The 14702-nt window shown below is 66.1% G+C and carries 18 protein-coding genes; 12 read left to right on the top strand and 6 right to left on the bottom strand.

The window, feature by feature from the left end; translation table 11 throughout:
• The 6 genes from BBF93_RS07980 to BBF93_RS07955 all read right to left on the bottom strand — a co-directional run.
• On the bottom strand, positions 1 to 385 hold a 385-nt coding region (locus tag BBF93_RS07980; RefSeq protein WP_162786477.1), incomplete at its 3' end, for a ParB/Srx family N-terminal domain-containing protein.
• A 13-nt stretch (positions 386 to 398) separates the two neighbouring features.
• The gene (locus BBF93_RS07975) at positions 399 to 629 is read right to left on the bottom strand and encodes a hypothetical protein (protein WP_162786476.1); all 231 of its coding nucleotides are present in this window, start codon (positions 627 to 629) and stop codon (positions 399 to 401) included.
• 4 nt (positions 630 to 633) lie between these two features.
• Complete coding sequence (locus tag BBF93_RS07970) at positions 634 to 1134, bottom strand: hypothetical protein (protein ID WP_114105565.1); 501 nt, start codon at positions 1132 to 1134, stop codon at positions 634 to 636.
• 13 nt (positions 1135 to 1147) lie between these two features.
• On the bottom strand, positions 1148 to 1714 hold the full coding sequence (locus tag BBF93_RS07965; protein ID WP_114105564.1) for an antirestriction protein ArdA: 567 nt from the start codon (positions 1712 to 1714) through the stop codon (positions 1148 to 1150).
• A gap of 318 nt (positions 1715 to 2032) precedes the next feature.
• On the bottom strand, positions 2033 to 3205 hold the full coding sequence (locus tag BBF93_RS07960; protein WP_114105563.1) for a Fic family protein: 1173 nt from the start codon (positions 3203 to 3205) through the stop codon (positions 2033 to 2035).
• A 394-nt stretch (positions 3206 to 3599) separates the two neighbouring features.
• Positions 3600 to 4448, bottom strand: a complete 849-nt coding sequence (locus BBF93_RS07955; RefSeq protein ID WP_114105562.1) for a DNA -binding domain-containing protein — start codon at positions 4446 to 4448, stop codon at positions 3600 to 3602.
• A 270-nt stretch (positions 4449 to 4718) separates the two neighbouring features.
• Between BBF93_RS07955 and trbB the strand changes: the two genes are divergently transcribed.
• From trbB to BBF93_RS07895, 12 genes are read left to right on the top strand one after another with little or no spacing between them, the layout of a single operon-like run.
• Entirely contained in the window at positions 4719 to 5711 is a 993-nt protein-coding gene (trbB, locus tag BBF93_RS07950; RefSeq protein WP_114105561.1) for a P-type conjugative transfer ATPase TrbB, read from the top strand.
• The gene (locus BBF93_RS07945) at positions 5708 to 6046 is read left to right on the top strand and encodes a TrbC/VirB2 family protein (protein ID WP_233349320.1); all 339 of its coding nucleotides are present in this window, start codon (positions 5708 to 5710) and stop codon (positions 6044 to 6046) included. Before trbB ends, BBF93_RS07945 begins: the two co-directional genes overlap by 4 nt.
• The gene (locus BBF93_RS07940; protein ID WP_114105560.1) at positions 6043 to 6297 is read left to right on the top strand and encodes a VirB3 family type IV secretion system protein; all 255 of its coding nucleotides are present in this window, start codon (positions 6043 to 6045) and stop codon (positions 6295 to 6297) included. Before BBF93_RS07945 ends, BBF93_RS07940 begins: the two co-directional genes overlap by 4 nt.
• A complete protein-coding gene (gene trbE / locus BBF93_RS07935) occupies positions 6291 to 8768 on the top strand; it encodes a conjugal transfer protein TrbE (protein WP_114105559.1) in 2478 nt (825 codons plus the stop codon). The genes BBF93_RS07940 and trbE overlap by 7 nt, the downstream gene beginning before the upstream one ends.
• Positions 8769 to 8776: 8 nt before the next feature.
• Positions 8777 to 9496, top strand: a complete 720-nt coding sequence (gene trbJ, locus BBF93_RS07930) for a P-type conjugative transfer protein TrbJ (RefSeq protein WP_114105558.1) — start codon at positions 8777 to 8779, stop codon at positions 9494 to 9496.
• A gap of 4 nt (positions 9497 to 9500) precedes the next feature.
• Positions 9501 to 10823: a P-type conjugative transfer protein TrbL gene (gene trbL / locus BBF93_RS07925; protein WP_199288440.1), complete on the top strand. Its 1323-nt coding sequence runs from the start codon at positions 9501 to 9503 to the stop codon at positions 10821 to 10823.
• A gap of 3 nt (positions 10824 to 10826) precedes the next feature.
• The gene (trbF, locus tag BBF93_RS07920) at positions 10827 to 11525 is read left to right on the top strand and encodes a conjugal transfer protein TrbF (RefSeq protein ID WP_114105557.1); all 699 of its coding nucleotides are present in this window, start codon (positions 10827 to 10829) and stop codon (positions 11523 to 11525) included.
• Entirely contained in the window at positions 11522 to 12514 is a 993-nt protein-coding gene (gene trbG, locus BBF93_RS07915) for a P-type conjugative transfer protein TrbG (protein ID WP_114105556.1), read from the top strand. Before trbF ends, trbG begins: the two co-directional genes overlap by 4 nt.
• Before the next feature lie 4 nt (positions 12515 to 12518).
• The gene (locus BBF93_RS07910) at positions 12519 to 13763 is read left to right on the top strand and encodes a TrbI/VirB10 family protein (protein ID WP_114105555.1); all 1245 of its coding nucleotides are present in this window, start codon (positions 12519 to 12521) and stop codon (positions 13761 to 13763) included.
• Positions 13760 to 13996, top strand: coding sequence for a DUF2274 domain-containing protein (locus BBF93_RS07905; protein ID WP_114105554.1), 237 nt, complete (start codon positions 13760 to 13762; stop codon positions 13994 to 13996). Before BBF93_RS07910 ends, BBF93_RS07905 begins: the two co-directional genes overlap by 4 nt.
• Before the next feature lie 3 nt (positions 13997 to 13999).
• Positions 14000 to 14311, top strand: a complete 312-nt coding sequence (locus tag BBF93_RS07900) for a DUF736 domain-containing protein (protein WP_114105553.1) — start codon at positions 14000 to 14002, stop codon at positions 14309 to 14311.
• The gene (locus BBF93_RS07895; protein ID WP_114105552.1) at positions 14308 to 14598 is read left to right on the top strand and encodes an AlpA family transcriptional regulator; all 291 of its coding nucleotides are present in this window, start codon (positions 14308 to 14310) and stop codon (positions 14596 to 14598) included. The genes BBF93_RS07900 and BBF93_RS07895 overlap by 4 nt, the downstream gene beginning before the upstream one ends.
• Positions 14599 to 14702: the final 104 nt, after the last annotated feature.

Here is a 14702-nt window from a genome sequence, read left to right as displayed (position 1 = left end):
TCTCCTCCACTGTCCGGCTCTCATCATGGAGCTTCCGGAAGGCAGTGTACTGCTCCATCTCGCTGGCGGGCAGGCGCGCGACGTTCTCGATGATCGAGGCCTCAATCGCAGAGGCCGCGTCGTCTTCGGTCATCACCGCGCAGGGCACCAGCGGATCAGCGCCGGTTTCCTTCGCCACCTGCTGGAGGGCAAAGAAACGGCGGCGCCCGGCGATGACGCCGTAACGCTCGCCTTCACGGCGCACGAGCAGTGTCTGGCGGACGCCCTTCTCGCGGATGGAGGGCAGGATGTCGGAAACATCCGGCGCCTTGCGGCCATGGCGCATGTTGAGTTTCGAAATGCTGAGCGCGCTCAGCGGCAGGTGGATCAGGTCAGGTTGGGACATGGGAAAATCTCCTTCAGAAAGGGAACAGGGATTGGGGGGCAAGGGCGAGGCCCAGCCGCCACGGCGGTAGGGACCAGTGGATCGGCACAAAGGGCACACCGAAGGTATCGAGGGACGCATCGGACGCGCTGGCGCCGAGATCGAAGTCCCGGATCGTGACGTCCGGGCAGCGCCCGTGCACCCAGATCGCGATGACGAAACCCCGCTCGATATCGAGGGTCAGCTGGGGCCTAGGCCCCAGCACGTGCTCAAACGCGTCCATCGGGTGGCTCCTTTCCGGGGTCTGCAAGGACAGAGGGCGAGAGCCGGGCAAGGCGAGCCAGCACCTCCCGGGCGGCAGTAACCGCATCCGGGAGGAGGTTTCCGGCTACTTCCGTCAAATTGTTGTTATCCGTCTCCGGATAGTTGGCCTCAATACCCCAGAGGCTCGCCGCAAGGGGCGCAAGCTCCACCCCGTCCAGCGAGATGGAGAGAACAATGCCGCAATAGAACCACTCGCCTTTTCGCCAGCTAGCCATGATGGCTTCGGCCTGCGCCTGCGCCTTGGCGAAGCGGGCGCGGAAATTGTTCCCGGGACCGATGAACCCCGGCGCGTCCTTGTAGAGCGAGGGCCAGAACCCGTCCTGGCGCTGGTCAGGCGGGTCGGGGCAATCATCCGGAATGATCCGGGCCGAGACGGTGAACCCTTCGATCTCGCAGGTGATGACATCGCCGGGGCAGACAAAAGATGAAAAGCGTTCGGTGAACATGGCGCCGCTCCCCTCACCGCGACCAGAAGATATGGACTTCATCGAAGCCCGTCTGGAAGACGAGGATTTCGCCATTCAGCGCCATGTCGCGGGCAAGCGCCTGCCAATCGATATAGTATTGCAGCGAGGCGGGAATCTCCGTGCCCGTCTCCCGGATCATCTCCTCGGCGAAATCTGCGGCGGTCTTATACTGCCCGGCATAATCCTCGAAGGCGGCGCGGGCTTCTTCCAGCCGCCCGCCGAAATGCTGGTGAACCTTGGCGCCGAGGCTGCCATGTTCGCTCAGGAACGCTGCAAGATCGCACACCGTCTCGAAAGAGGCGCATTCCGACAGCGAAATGCCTTCGAACCCTTCATAGTCATGAATGGCCCATTCCTCAGCCTGCGGAACAGGGCTTTCTGCCAGCATGGCGCTGACTTCGGCCTTGATCTCATCGGGCGTGGTGGCCCTGATCCAGCGTCCGTGCAGGATGCCGCTATTATAGGCGGCAAGGCACGCCACGTAGATACGGGGTCCCGCCTCCACAGTGGGCGCGTCAGTTGTTCCAAGGGGTGCAACAGGTGTGGGTTGGTCAGTCATCTCCGGTCTCCTTCCCGCCCGCATCCTTCCCGCGTCAGGCGGGGGTGGGCGGCAGGAAGGCGCATCGCCGGAGCGCATGAGGGCCCCGCGCAAGGGGAGGCTGTAGGTAGGATGCTTTCAGAGACTCATTGATGCGCCTGCCCCGCCCCCTTGCGCGGGGACCGCGCTCCGGCAGACGCGCCGTCCGCCCACCTCCGACTGAGGAGGAAGCCTGATTGAGGCGGAGACCAGCCAGGAGAGACCACAGGGTATGGCGCGGGGCCTGACGCTGGCGTCCCGGCGACCTTGCCGGACACCCTCCCATGCAGTCAGGCCCTGTCAGAGAGGCTCTGTACCGGCGTCCATCAGGTCGAGATACTTCCGGTACACAAAGACACGCCCGCGCGCCCTGCCGGTGATTTCTTCTACGATGCCGAGCGCCTGAAGACGCTCAAGCGCGGCGGTCGCCGTCGGAAAGGTAACGCCCGAGAGTTCGGCGGCCGTTCCGATGGTCAGAAGCGGGCGCGTCTGGAGAACGCCGTGCAACGCCTGGGCGGCCGGCGCGCTGCGCCCGAGCCCGGCGATGCGCGCCGCATCCTCGGCAAAGATCCCCGAGATTGCCCGGGCCGCCTCATGCGCCTGACGCGCAACATCGCGGACGCCTGTCAGGAAAAACTCCAGCCAGCTTTCCCAGCGGCCCTGCTCACGGACTTCCTGAAGGAGGGCGTAATAGGTCGCGCGGTGCGTCTTGAGATAAAGGCTGAGATAAAGCAGCGGCTCGTCGAGGATTTCCTGCTCGCAAAGGTACAGCGTGATCAGGAGCCGCCCGAGACGTCCGTTGCCATCGAGGAAGGGATGGATGGTTTCAAACTGTACATGGGCGAGGCCGGCCTTGATCAGCGGCGGCAGGCCGGACCCGGTCTCATGCAGGAAGGCTTCGAGCCGGCTCATCAGGTCGAGGACATGGTCAGGCGGGGGCGGCACGAACAGCGCATTGCCCGGCCGGGTCCCCCCGATCCAGTTCTGCGAACGCCGGAATTCGCCGGGCTGTTTGGTGCTGCCCCGTCCCGATGACAGGAGGATGGCGTGCATTTCCCTCAGCAGGCGGAGCGACAGCGGGAACCCGCCACGGATACGCTCCAGCCCGTGCGTGAGCGCGGCGACATAGGTTGAAACTTCCTCGACATCATCGAGCGGCGCGCCCGGCGCGGCCTCATCTTCATAGAGGAGGAGATCGGACAGCGAAGACTGCGTGCCTTCTATCTGCGAGGAGAGGAGCGCTTCCTTCCGGACATACATGTAGAGAAAGAGCGAGGTATCGGGCGCTACATTGCGGACACCGTCCAGTCGGCCGAGCGCGAGCATTGCCTCACTGGCGAGCGCCGACACGCCTGCCAGGTCGAGCGGCGGCACGGGCGGAAGGTCCGGCGGCAGATATGCGCGCACGGCCTCTCCTGTGACGGTACTCGTCACCCATCTGCCGATACGGCTGGACTCGCCTGAACCTGTCATCCTGCTTCCTTTAATAACACCGGACCCTTATTAAAAGATAAACCACATACGTTTAATAAGGCCACATGGCAATTAAAGGGTCCAGCGCTTCAGACCGAACGCCGCCGCGGGCATTCTGAGACGGCTCGTCCTGTCCCATACCGCCGCCTGATCCCGGCTTCCGTCTGGCCCTGATCGGGCGCGCGTCACCCCTCTGACAGTCCTCGAAAAAGACGCTCTTCTCCCTCTGTTAGCTGCTGGCAGTGGGAAGGGCGGGCGCGCGGTCCGCCGGCGGGGCCCAGCCCCATGCCGAACACCGGCCCACCGGATCCTCAGTGAGCCCCGCCGGGCAGGCCGTCCGGCCGGAGCGCCCCGCGCGATGCGCGGGCGGACCGCGAAACATCGTCCCCGCGGATCAGGCGACCCTCTGCCCGGGACCGGCCTCCGTCCCGAGCAGTTCCATGAGGTAGCCCCCGTCGCGCAGGCCTTCTGCCTTACGCACGAGATATTTTACCGCGTCCCGCAGCCCTCCTCCGTCCTGGCTCCATCCTTCCGCGACCCGCGCCTCGCCATACAGCAGGATGGCAATCTCGCGCCGCGTCATGTCCTTTGCCAGGCCATCGAGCGCGATCAGGCCATTGCGCAGGATCTGGGTCGTCTTGGTCCAGAGCGGCACGGACAGGTCCGGTCCGTCGCCGTAAAGATCGAGCACCGCTTTCTGCCCCCGCGCCATCCGCTCATAGGTCTCGATGTCGGACACGGTGAACTTCATCCGGACGGGCTCCAGCCCGATCAGCGGCAGGCCGGTACATTTGACCTGCACGACGCAGCCCTTGCCACGCACCAGAAGATACTCCCGGCCGAGGTAGTCGCTGATATGGGTGATCTTCGCGATGGGAAGCGTGCGGTCCCAGAGATCGCAGGTTTCGCCCGGACCGCGGGGGCTGCAATGGATCTCCACCTGGCCCGGGAAGGCGGCGTCGCTCCAGACGGCGTCCGCCTCAAACCCGCCCAGCTCCGGATCGGGCATGAAGACGAGCCCCCAGCGGCCGGCCAGTCTCTGTTCGGCCCGGGATTTCAGCATGCGGATCGGCGCGCAGGGCGCTATCGACTCGGAAGGACCGAGCTCTGCACACAGAGCGTAGTCCCGCCGGAACCTTTGGTTACGCCTGAGATATTCCCATGCCCAGCGATCCATCGAAAGCCGGGAGAGGTAATCATAGCGCGCAAGGGCCGTACTCGGCGCGAGCGTGAATGTCTTCATCAGCACATCCTCCGTTTGCAACGAAGGATGCAAGAATGATTCCACTTTAGCGGGTTTTTCATTAACCCTGATTTCTTTTTAAAGCAGACGGGCTCACCCCGTCCCATGTCCTGGCGCCTGTGGCGCCTTTCTCCGCCTTCATCGAAAGCGGCATTTTGCAAGACGCTGCGCGCCGTCGCGCTCGCCTGCACATAATGGCCTACGCTCCAACTCGTCAAAAGCCTCCGCCTCCGGAACACTGTGGGAAAGTTCAAGACAGGTATTTGACCGATGACGGACCATCCTGCAGACACAAGCGCCCAGCGCCGCCAGGCCATGCTGCTGACCGCCTTCTGCCCGGTTGTCCGCGCCGCACTTCAAAACGATGCGACGCTCGAAGTCATGGCCAATCCCGACGGGAGTGTCTGGATCGAGGAAGCCGGACGCGGGGTGATCCCGACGGGCCATGTCCTGACCGAAGGCGACCGGGAACGTGTCATCCGGCTCATCGCCTCGGGCCTCGGCGGCCCGGCGTCCCAGAAGTCCGCGATCGTGTCGGCCGAGCTCCCGGGCACGGGCGAGCGGTTCGAAGGTATCCTGCCGCCGGTGTCTGCGGCGCCCTGCTACTCCATCCGGAAGCTGGCGCGTACCCCGTTCACGCTGTCGGACTATGTGCGCCAGGGCGCGCTGTCGCCGGCGCTTGCGGGCCACCTCAAAGCGCTAGTCGCCGAGCGCGCCAATATCGTGATCGCTGGGGGCACATCCTCGGGCAAGACAAGCCTCGCCAATGCGCTGCTTGGCGAAGGCGGGTTCTACGGTGAGCGGATCGTCCTGCTGGAAGATACCCGCGAACTGACCTGCCCGGCGGCCAATCTTGTCGCCCTGCGCACGCAAGGCGTCTCTATCACCCTGCGCGACCTTGTCCGCTCCACGCTGCGCCTGCGCCCGGACCGGATCCTCGTCGGCGAGGTGCGCGGCGCCGAAGCGCTCGACCTGCTTAAAGCCTGGAACACCGGTCATCCGGGCGGGATCACCACGCTGCATGCCAATTCTGCCTCCGGCGCCCTGCGCCGGCTGGAACAGCTCACCGCCGAAGCGACCCGGGAACCGCCGCGCGAGCTGATTGGCGAGGCCATCGATGCCGTCGTGTTCATGAGCCGCACGGGCGGCACGCGCCGGGTGGAGGAGGCCCTCCGCGTCACCGGCTTCGACGGCCGTCATTACGTCACCGAGCCCCTTTCTGCTCCCAAGCCCACCCTTGTCAGACATGGAGAAACGACATGACGCGCCTTAGAACCCTGGACGGCCTGCGCCGCACCGGCGAAGCCGCCCTCCTCTTCACGCTCGCCACGAGCCTCGCCCTGCCCGCCCATGCGGCCGGCACCGGCATGCCCTGGGAAGGCCCGCTCGATCAGATCCTCTCCTCGATCGAAGGGCCGGTTGCGCGGATCGTTGCGGTGATCATCATTACCCTGACGGGTCTGACCCTGGCGTTCGGAGAGACATCCGGCGGCTTTCGCAAGCTGATCCAGATCGTGTTCGGGCTCTCCATCGCCTTTGCCGCCACCAGCTTCTTCCTGACCTTCTTTGCGTTCGGCGGCGGAGCGCTGGTCCAGTGATCGAGGGTTTTGAAATCCCGCTGCACCGGTCCCTGACCGAGCCGGTCCTGATGGCCGGCGCGCCGCGCAACCTCGCGATCACCATCGGCACGCTGGCCGCAGCCGTCGGCCTCGGCCTGCAGCTCTGGATCCCCGGACTCCTGATCTGGCTGCTAGGACATTCAGCAGCGGTTTTCCTGGCCCGCCGGGACCCTGACTTCATGGCGACGCTCCTCCGCGCGCTCCGGCACAAGGAACACCTCTCATGCTGAACCTCTCAGAATACGCCGCCCGTCCGCGGCTTCTCGCCGACTACCTGCCCTGGGCGGCGCTGGTGGCGCCCGGTGTCGTGCTCAACAAGGACGGCGCGTTCCAGACCACGTTCCGCTATCGCGGGCCTGATCTTGAGAGCTCGACCGAGCCGGAACTGATCGCGGTGATGGCGCGGGTCAACAACGCGCTCCGCCGGTTCGGATCGGGCTGGGCGCTCTTCTTCGAGGCCTCGCGCGAGGAAGCCGGTGACTATCCGTCCTCGGATTTTCCGGATCCTGTTTCCTGGCTCGTCGATGAGGAGCGCGGCGTCACGGCTGAAGAAGGCGGCGCCCGGTTTGAGAGCGCCTATTATCTCACCCTGCTCTGGCTGCCGCCGCCCGATACCAATGCCCGCGCAGAGACCGCGCTGATCGAGCGGCCGGAACGCCCAAGCGGCGCCGGATGGCGCGACCGGCTGCTGGTCTTCCGGCAGCAGGCCGAGCGCACTTTCGACCTCCTCTCATCCGCCCTTTCCGAGATCGCGCCGCTCTCGGACGAGGAGACCCTGACCTATCTGCATGCCTGCATTTCCAGCCGGCGCCATAAGGTCGTCGCGCCCGAGATCCCCGTCTTCCTCGATGCAATCCTCGCCGACGAACCGTTCACCGGCGGACTGGAACCTCGGATCGGGGACGCGCATCTGCGCGTCCTGACAATCCTTGGCTTTCCCGGCTCAACGGTGCCGGGCCTGCTGGATGAGCTCAACCGCCAGGGCTTTGCCTATCGCTGGTCGACGCGGTTCATCGCGATGGACAAGGCCGAAGCCGAGAAAGTCCTTGGCCGCAAGCGCCGGCACTGGTTTTCCAAGCGCAAATCGGTGGCCGCGGTCCTGCGCGAGACAATGTTCAATGAGCCTTCCGCGCTGCTGGACACCGACGCGGAGAACAAGGCGCGCGACGCGGATGCCGCCCTGCAGGAGCTTGGGTCAGATCTTGTGGCCTATGGCTATGTGACGACCACGCTCACCGTTACCGGCGAGGATCCGCAAACGGCCGATGACCGTGCCCGCCAGGCCGAGCGGATCATCAATGGCAAGGGCTTCACGGTAATCGCCGAAAGCCTGAACGCGGTCGAGGCCTGGCTCGGCAGCCTGCCCGGTCATGTCTACGCCAATGTCCGCCAGCCGATCCTCAATACGCTGAATCTCGCGCATATGGTGCCGCTCTCCGCGGTCTGGGCGGGCGACCGGCAGAACAGGCACCTAGGCGCGCCAGCCCTGATCGAAGCGCGCACAGACGGGACGACGCCCTTCCGGCTGAACCTGCATGCCGGGGATGTCGGCCATACGCTGATCCTCGGCCCGACGGGGGCGGGCAAATCGGTCCTGCTCTCGATGCTCGCGCTGCAATGGCAGCGCTACGCCCGCGCGCAGGTCTTCGTCTTCGACAAAGGCCGCTCGGCCCGCGCCGCCGTGCTCGGCATGGGCGGGGCCCATCTCGACCTCGGCGGCGCCCGGCGCCCCCGGCTCCAGCCGCTCAAGGACATCGACCAGCCGGCAGAAGCGGGCTTTGCGGCCGATTGGCTCGCCGCCCTGATGGAAGGAGAAGGCGTCCATCTGACGCCGGCGCTCAAGGCGCGGCTCTGGGAGGGGCTCACCTCCCTCGCCTCAGCGCCGCCACCTGAACGCACGCTCACGGGCCTCGTCCTCCTGCTCCAGGATGAGCCCCTCAAAACCGCGCTGCATCCGTTCACGCTGGCAGGTCCGCATGGCCACCTGCTCGACGGGGACGATGAAGACCTCGCCCTCGCCTCCGTTACCTGTTTCGAAATGGAAGACCTGATGCAGCAGGGCGCGGCCGCTTCCGCAGTGCTGACCTACCTCTTCCACCGGCTCGAAGCGCGCTTTGACGGGCGCCCGACACTGCTGATGCTGGACGAGGCCTGGCTCTTCCTCGATGCGCCGGTCTTTGCGAGCCGCTTGCGCGACTGGCTCAAAACCCTCCGTAAAAAGAACGTCGCGGTGGTGTTTGCCACCCAGTCGCTGGCTGACATCCGCGCCAGCGCGATTGCCCCGGCGATCCTTGAAAGCTGCCTGACCCGGATCTTCCTCGCCAATGAACGCGCCCTGGAGCCTGAGACTCGCGAGACCTATCACCGTTTCGGGCTCAATACGCGCCAGACCCAGATCATCGCGGCCGCGACACCCAAGCGCGACTATTATGTCCAGTCGCCCAAAGGCTGCCGCCTGTTCGACCTCGATCTCGGCCCGGTCGCGCTCGCCTTTGCCGCCGCCGGCACCCCCGAAGACCAGGCCCTGCTCGACCGCGTGATGGCCGAGACCGAAGGGGATGGGTTTGCGCAGACCTGGCTGCACGAAAAAGGCCTGCCCTGGGCGGCAGACCTCCTCGCCCACTGGCCCGGCCATAGGGGCTCGCCTGGTTCGCCGCCATCCACCCCTGCCCTGCCGCATCCCCTGTCCGCCGCCGAATGAGAAACCCCATGAAACGCCCACTCGCCGCCCTCCTCTTCACGGCCGCGCCGCTGATCGCCCTGCCACTTTCCGGCATTCTCGCCCCGCCGGCGGCGGCACAGGTCACCGTCTATGACCCGGCCAACCATGCCCAGAATGTCCTGCAGGCCGTCCGGGCGCTGCAGGAACTGGAAGGCCAGGTCCGCCAGCTCGCCCATGAAATCGAGATGCTCGAGAACATGGCCCGCAATCTCGAAACCCTCCCCGTCTCCGTCGCCGAGAGCATCATCGGTCAACGGATAATCCGGATAGAGGAACTGCTGCGCGAGGCTCGCGGCATCGGCTATTCGGTGGATGCGATCGAACGCGACTACGAGACCGCCTATCCCGAACGCTATGGCGCCCCGCCCTCCCAGGCCGTACTGGTGGCAGACGCCCGCGCCCGCTGGCGCCAGTCGCGCGACGCATTCCGCGAGGCCCTGACCGTCTCGGCCGCGGCCCTGGAGGACAATGAAACCGATGCCGCCGCCATCCGCAGCCTCGTGACCCAGAGCCAGGACGCGGCCGGCGCGCTCCAGGCCGCCCAGGCGGGCAATGAACTCGCGGCGATGACCCACCAGCAGCTGATGCAGCTGGAAGCCATGCTGGCCGCCCAGCACCGCGCCCAGGCGCTGGAAGAAGCCCGCAAGCTCGCCGAAGCCGAACGGGGCCGCGCGCGGCTATCGGCGTTCCTCGGCGCGGGAGACTGACGCCATGGAAGAGATGGATGTCATCGACCGGTTCCTGGCGACTTTCATCGCCTATATCGACAGCGGGTTCGGGCTGCTCGCCGGGGATGTCGCCTATCTTACCTCGACGCTGATCGTGCTCGACATTACCCTGGCCGGGCTGTTCTGGGCGCTCTCGGAAAACGCTGACGTCATCGCCGGGCTGATAAAGAAGGTCCTCTATGTCGGCTTCTTCGCCTTCCTGCTGGGGAACTTCGCGGTCCTCTCCCAGATCATCTTCGAGAGCTTCGCCGGGCTCGGCCTGACGGCGGGCTCCAGCCTGATAACAGCGGAAGACCTGATGCGGCCGGGCTTCATCGCCGGGGTGGGGTTCAACGCCGCCCTGCCGCTGCTGGAAGAAGCCGGCCAGCTGATGGGCCCCATCGCTTTCTTTGAAAACTTCGTGCTGATCTCGGTACTGCTGCTCGCCTGGGCGGTGATCCTGATCGCCTTCTTCGTCCTCGCCATCCAGCTCTTCGTCGCCATCCTGGAATTCAAGCTGGTGACGCTGGCCGGGTTCGTGCTCGTGCCCTTCGCGCTCTGGAACAAGACCGCCTTCCTGGCCGAACGCGTGCTGGGCAATGTCATCACCTCGGGGCTGAAGCTGATGGTCCTCGCCATCATCATCGGCATCGGCTCGACGCTCTTTGCGACGATCACCGACGCCTTCTCCGGGACCGAGGACATCACGCTCGCGGAAGTCATGGGCACGGTGCTCGCCGCCCTGGTCTTCCTCTGGATGGGCGTGTTCGGCCCCGGCATGGCGAGCGGGCTCATCACCGGCGCGCCCCAGCTCGGCGCGGGCTCGGCCATCGGAACGGCCGCCGGCGTGGCGGCCGGTACGGTCGCCGCCGGGCTTGGCGCCAAAGCCCTGATGGGCTCGGCGGCCAGCGGCGCGGCGGGCGCGGTCAAGGCCGGCGCGTCCATGGCGGGCGGGGCGCGCACAGCCTTCGATCTGGGTGCAACGGCCTCCGGCAAAAGCGGCGCCGCTGGTTTTGCCGCCGGTCTCGGCAGCGTCGCCCAGGCGGCCGGCGATACGGTCCGCCGGGCCGCCGCGCGGCCGGCCAGCGCCGTGCGCGAGGCCTACCGGCGCGGCGCAAGTGACGCCTTCGACGCCACGGGCGGTTCGCGCGCAACGCCCCCGGACCCTCCCGCCGCCTCACCGCCCGATAAAAGCCCCGGCTGGGCGCGCGGCATGCAGGCCTCCCAACGCTTCGGCGAAGCCCGCCAGCTCGCGCTTCACAGCCTGCGCGACGGCGATCGCGGGTCCTCCGGCGCCGCCCCCACCCTCAAAGACAAGGACGACTGACCCATGCGCTTCAAACGCCCGACCGCCCATTATGGGAGTTCACCCGTCCCGGAGACGCCCTACCAGAAGGCCGGACAGGTCTGGGACGAGCGGATCGGATCGGCCCGCGTCCAGGCGAAGAACTGGCGGATGATGGCGCTGGGGTGCCTCGCGCTCTCGTTTGCCACCTCCGGCGCCCTGATCTGGCGCAGCCTGCAATCGACGGTGACGCCCTATATCGTCGAAGTCGATGAGACCGGCGCGGCAAAGGCCATCGGCCCGGCCACAGAACCTTACACCCCGTCCGACGCCCAGATTGCCCATCATCTGGCAGGCTTCATCAGTTCTGTCCGTAGCCTGTCGATTGATCCGGTCGTTGTCCGGGAGAACTGGCTCAAAGCCTACACCTTCGCCGGACCGGCCGCCGCCACAACGCTGTCAGAATACGCCCGCGACAATGATCCGTTCGCCGCCATCGGCCGGCGGTCCCGCACAGTCGAGGTCATCAGCATCGTCCGCGTCTCGGGTGACAGTTTCCAGGGCCGCTGGATCGAGAAGACCTATGAGGGCGGCGCGCTGACGGGGGCAAAACGGTTCACCGGCGTGTTCACAATCACAATCCAGGCCCCCCGGGACGCCGAAACCCTGCGTGCCAACCCCCTCGGCCTTTATATCCGCGCGCTCAGCTGGAGCGAAGACCTTGTCACAGGAGACAGACCATGACCCGCCTATTTCTTACCGCGTCACTCGCAACGCTCGCCGCCTGCGCGACCCCGCCCGCGCCTGAGCCGATGGTCGATCATGTCGGGTTCGTGGAAGCCCTACCCATAGTAGACGCGAAACCTGAGCGCGTCGAAATCGTTGAAACCCCGATCCCGCTGCCGCTGCCGGGCCAGCTCAAACCCCTTGATCCTGAGCCCGTAGAAAAGCCCGCCCTGAGCCCTGAAGGGGCCATTGAGGCAGGCCGCGCCGGCGCGGTGATCGAGCCCTCCCCGGAGGGGTTCCTCAATGCCGTCCAGGTCTATCCTTATACGGAAGGCGCGCTCTACCGGCTCTATGCGAGCCCGGGTCAGGTGACCGATGTTGCGCTCCAGCCCGGCGAAACCCTGGTCTCGGTGTCAGCCGGCGATACGGTCCGCTGGATTGTCGGGGATACGGCGTCGGGTTCTGGCCGCGCGGCCCGGGCGCATATCCTGGTCAAGCCCGTCGCGGCGGGCCTCCAGACAAATCTGATGATCGCCACCGACCGGCGGACCTATCACCTCGAACTGGAATCCACCCCCGCCACCTATATGGCCGCCCTCTCCTGGCGCTATCCGCAGGACGAACTCGCCGGCCTCACCGCCCGTAATGCTGACATCGCAGCGCAGGACGCCGTTCCCGTCGAACGCGGCCTCAGCCTTGAGACCCTTTCCTTCGACTACCGCATCACGGGCGATAGCCCGGATTGGAAACCGGTCCGCGTGTTCGATGATGGACGCCAGGTCTTCATCCAGATGCCACCGGGCATCACTGCCTCCGAAATGCCGCCCCTCTTTGTGCTGTCATCCGGGGGTACGGCCGAACTCGTCAACTACCGGGTCCGCGGACCCTACTACATCGTCGACCGCCTGTTCACCGCCGCCGAGCTGCGTCATGGGACAAAGCCCCAGACAGTCGTGCGGATATCAAAAGCAGGCGCGGCGCCCAGGCCCCGCTGGCGGAGAGGCTGAGTCCATGACCCAGCCCCCGCCCTTCAAGGAAACCGCCCGCCAGCTGGAGATCCGCTCGGCCCCGAAGCCGGCCACCCGGATCAACCGCAAGCTCCTGCTCGCGGGCGCAGGTCTCGGCGCGCTGGGCCTCTTCGCCGCCGCCACCTTTGCGCTCGCCCCGCCCCGCCCTTCAGAGCCCGCCCCGCAGGCTGAACTGCTCGCGGCGGGCAAGCGCAAGCCCGACGGGTTCTCGGCGCTTCCGGCCGACTATACCGCCCTCGGGGACGTGCCCGTGCTCGGAACGCCTTTCTCAGGCGATCTCGGCGCGACCATCCGGGCCGCCGAGCAGGCCTATGGCATCGAACCGGACTTCCAGACCGAGTACCGCACCGACTTCCGGTCGCGGCCGGAAGAGGACGCGGCCCGCACCGCGCGGCTGGAAGCCGCCGCCCTGGCCGAGGAGGCGGCCCGCGCGCCGCTCCTGTTCCGGCTCGGCAATGCGGCCGCGCCTGGCCCCGATCCTGCCCGGCCGACAGACGCCAGCTTTGATCTCTCCTCGGAGCTCCTCGCCCTGGCCCGGCCATCCCCGGCCGCCGCAGCGAGCCCCCCGCCCGATCCAAATCTCCAGTCCCGGAAGACCGCATTTGCCCGCGACCGCGCAGTCAGCCCCACCTATAATCCCGACCGGGTGCAGGATCCGCTCTCGCCCTACCAGCTGATGGCGGGCTCTCTGATCCCGGCGAGCCTGATCACCGGGATCAACTCCGATCTTCCGGGAACGGTCATCGCGCAGGTCACCCAGAATGTTTATGACACCGTTCGCGGCCAGTATCTCCTGATCCCGCAGGGCAGCCGTCTCATCGGGCGCTACCAGTCGGAAGTCTCGTTCGGCCAGGACCGGGCGCTCGTCGTCTGGGACCGGATCCTGATGCCCGATGGCAGCTCGATCACGATCTCCGAGCCGGGCAGCGATACCGCCGGATATGCGGGTCTCAAAGACCGGACCGATCATCACTGGGACAGGGTCTTTGCCGCCGCCGGTCTCGCCACCCTGCTCGGCATTGGCGCCGAGCTCGGCCCCGGCGAGGACGGCGACATCGAGCGTGCGATCCGCCGGGGCGCGGGCGACACGATCAACGAAGCCGGCCAGCGCGCGGTCGATCGCAGTCTCGGCGTCCAGCCCTCCATCACCATCCGTCCGGGCTGGCCCGTCCGCGTCCTCGTGACAAAGGATCTCGTCCTGCGTCCCTATCCGGAGACGGCCCCATGAACCTTCGCCTTGCAAAACTCCGTGACCGCACGCCGGTCAAGCTCACTCTGGCGCTCGATCCGGACACCGCTGCCGCGCTGCAGGATTATGCGGCGCTCTATCAGGAGACGTATGGCGAAGCCGAGCGCGCAGAAACGCTCGCTGCTGCCATGATCGACATGTTCCTGGCCTCAGACGCCGGGTTCAGACGGGCCCGCAAAGCCCTGCCCACCCATGCCAGCAAAGGAGACTGACCCATGGCACAGATCGGCGCATTTACCCTGAAGGACGGAGCCTGGACCGGGACCATCCGTACCATGACCATCAACGTCAAGGCCCAGCTTGTGCCCAACAAGGACAAAGGGAAAAGCAAGGATACGCCAGACTTCCGACTTTACGCCGGCGGCGCAGAACTCGGCGCGGCCTGGCGCCAGGACTCGAAAGACGGCGAGACGCCCTACCTCGCCATCAAGCTCGACGATCCGAGCTTTGCCCAGCCGATGCGCGCGGCCTTCTTTGAGAACGAAGCCGAAGGCACCGGCGTCATGGTCTGGAACCGTCCCAAATGACCCAGTTCCCTCCACGCGCTTTTATTCGAATGGCGGCTGAACTGGAGGCTGCGGAACCAGATAGCAGCCCCGGTGCAGACGTGCGCGACGCTCAGGTCGGATTGAAGTTCCTTTCACTCCGCGATGTCCTCGACCGGCTGACAATCAGCCGGTCGCTGCTCTACGAACTGATAAAGGATCCAATCCAGCCATTCCCGGCGCCCGTTCATATTGGTCGCCGGAGTGTTTGGGTTGAGAACGAAGTCGAGCGATACATGCGAGCTGTTCTGACCACAGCGCGAAGGTGATGCGCGGCCGGCCTGGACTTGTCTGCCTCGTGGCTAGCGCTTGATCGCCCAGCATGGTCAGTCGTTGCCGAACCAAGCGCCTTGATCAAAGCGGCAAAGGATTG

The organism is Hyphomonas sp. CACIAM 19H1 (genome assembly GCF_003325995.1).
In the GTDB taxonomy this organism is placed as follows: domain Bacteria; phylum Pseudomonadota; class Alphaproteobacteria; order Caulobacterales; family Hyphomonadaceae; genus Hyphomonas; species Hyphomonas polymorpha.
This window is presented reverse-complemented; position numbering and strand designations above follow the sequence as displayed.

Bases quoted from the DNA above. Each gene is read 5' to 3' on its own strand.
- BBF93_RS07970 (WP_114105565.1), bottom strand. From the start codon at position 1,134: ATGTTCACCGAACGCTTTTCATCTTTTGTCTGCCCCGGCGATGTCATC.
- trbB (WP_114105561.1), top strand. From the start codon at position 4,719: ATGACGGACCATCCTGCAGACACAAGCGCCCAGCGCCGCCAGGCCATG.
- BBF93_RS07945 (WP_233349320.1), top strand. From the start codon at position 5,708: ATGACGCGCCTTAGAACCCTGGACGGCCTGCGCCGCACCGGCGAAGCC.
- BBF93_RS07895 (WP_114105552.1), top strand. From the start codon at position 14,308: ATGACCCAGTTCCCTCCACGCGCTTTTATTCGAATGGCGGCTGAACTG.
- trbJ (WP_114105558.1), top strand. From the start codon at position 8,777: ATGAAACGCCCACTCGCCGCCCTCCTCTTCACGGCCGCGCCGCTGATC.
- BBF93_RS07965 (WP_114105564.1), bottom strand. From the start codon at position 1,714: ATGACTGACCAACCCACACCTGTTGCACCCCTTGGAACAACTGACGCG.
- BBF93_RS07905 (WP_114105554.1), top strand. From the start codon at position 13,760: ATGAACCTTCGCCTTGCAAAACTCCGTGACCGCACGCCGGTCAAGCTC.
- trbF (WP_114105557.1), top strand. From the start codon at position 10,827: ATGCGCTTCAAACGCCCGACCGCCCATTATGGGAGTTCACCCGTCCCG.
- BBF93_RS07900 (WP_114105553.1), top strand. From the start codon at position 14,000: ATGGCACAGATCGGCGCATTTACCCTGAAGGACGGAGCCTGGACCGGG.
- trbE (WP_114105559.1), top strand. From the start codon at position 6,291: ATGCTGAACCTCTCAGAATACGCCGCCCGTCCGCGGCTTCTCGCCGAC.
- BBF93_RS07955 (WP_114105562.1), bottom strand. From the start codon at position 4,448: ATGAAGACATTCACGCTCGCGCCGAGTACGGCCCTTGCGCGCTATGAT.
- BBF93_RS07910 (WP_114105555.1), top strand. From the start codon at position 12,519: ATGACCCAGCCCCCGCCCTTCAAGGAAACCGCCCGCCAGCTGGAGATC.
- BBF93_RS07960 (WP_114105563.1), bottom strand. From the start codon at position 3,205: ATGACAGGTTCAGGCGAGTCCAGCCGTATCGGCAGATGGGTGACGAGT.
- trbG (WP_114105556.1), top strand. From the start codon at position 11,522: ATGACCCGCCTATTTCTTACCGCGTCACTCGCAACGCTCGCCGCCTGC.
- trbL (WP_199288440.1), top strand. From the start codon at position 9,501: ATGGAAGAGATGGATGTCATCGACCGGTTCCTGGCGACTTTCATCGCC.